General features: G+C 68.9%; 1 protein-coding gene. It reads right to left on the reverse strand.

Annotated elements, in window-relative coordinates:
* Positions 1-912 (reverse strand): acyl-ACP desaturase (locus tag ACYVE9_RS27420; RefSeq protein ID WP_461030587.1); only part of this gene is annotated, 912 nt, incomplete at its 3' end.
* Between the last annotated feature and the right edge of the window lie 326 nt (positions 913-1,238).

The raw sequence follows: 1,238 nt of genomic DNA on the forward strand, positions 1-1,238 counted from the left end.
GCGCGCCTCGCTGTCCAGTCCGCCCATGAACAGCCCCAGCTCCTCCTGGGCCTTGAGCCCCTCGGGGCCCAGGCCGCCGATCTCGAGGACCTTGAGGTAGCGCAGCACCGGCTGGATCACGTCGTCGTGGTGGATGCGGAGGTTGTAGATGCCGCCGATCGCCATCCGGGCCGCCGCCCGCTCGAAGCCCGGCATGCCGTGACCGGGCATCCGGAAGTTGACGACCACGTCCCGCACGGCCGACATCGTCTGGTCCGGTGCCAGCTCGAAGGCGGACCGCAGCAGGTTGCGGTAGAAGATCATGTGCAGGTTCTCGTCGGTGGCGATCCGGGCCAGCATGCGGTCGCACACCGGGTCACCCGACTGGTGGCCGGTGTTGCGGTGCGAGATGCGCGTGGCCAGTTCCTGGAAGGCCACGTACGCCACCGAGTGCAGCATCGAGTGCCGGTTGTCCGACTCGAAGCCCTCGGACATGTGCGCCATCCGGAAGTTCTCCAGCTCCACCGGGTCCACCGCGCGCGTGGTCAGCAGGTAGTCGCGCATCACGATGCCGTGCCGACCCTCCTCCGCCGTCCAGCGGTGCACCCAGGTGCCCCACGCCCCGTCCCGGCCGAACAGCGAGGCGATCTCGTGGTGGTAGCTCGGCAGGTTGTCCTCGGTGAGGAGGTTGACGACCAGCGCCACCCGTCCGATGTCGGTGACCTTGGAGTCCTCCGGCGCCCACGCCTCACCTCCCAGCGGACCGTCGAAGTTCCGGCCGTCGCTCCACGGCACGTACTCGTGCGGCATCCAGTCCTTGACGACGCTCAGGTGCCGGTTGAGTTCCTTCTCGACGACCTCTTCCAGCGCGTACAGCAGCCGGGCATCGGTCCACTGGTCCGGTCCGGCGTTGTGGGCGGTGGTCAGGGTCACAGGGTCTCCAAGCTTGTCCGACTTCACTTACGGGTCCGTAGGTTACGAAACCGTAAGTTACCGAATGACCCGATGGCAAGGCCAGTCTCCCCGCGTCGTGGCGCCGTGACGGAATGTGAGGGTTTCCGGAGATGCGAGAGGCGCGCGACCTGGGGCTTTCACCTGGCCGCGCGCCTCTCGGGTGGGACTGTGAACTTGCTTACCCGCGGTCGCGCTTCGGGTCGGTGAGACCGGCCCGGCGCAGGGCGTCGGCCATCGGGCTGTTGGCCGGGGGAGCGGCCCGGCGGCCCTCACCGCCCCGGCCCCGGCGCTGCTCGCCGGCCGCT

This window comes from Streptomyces sparsus (genome assembly GCF_054776295.1).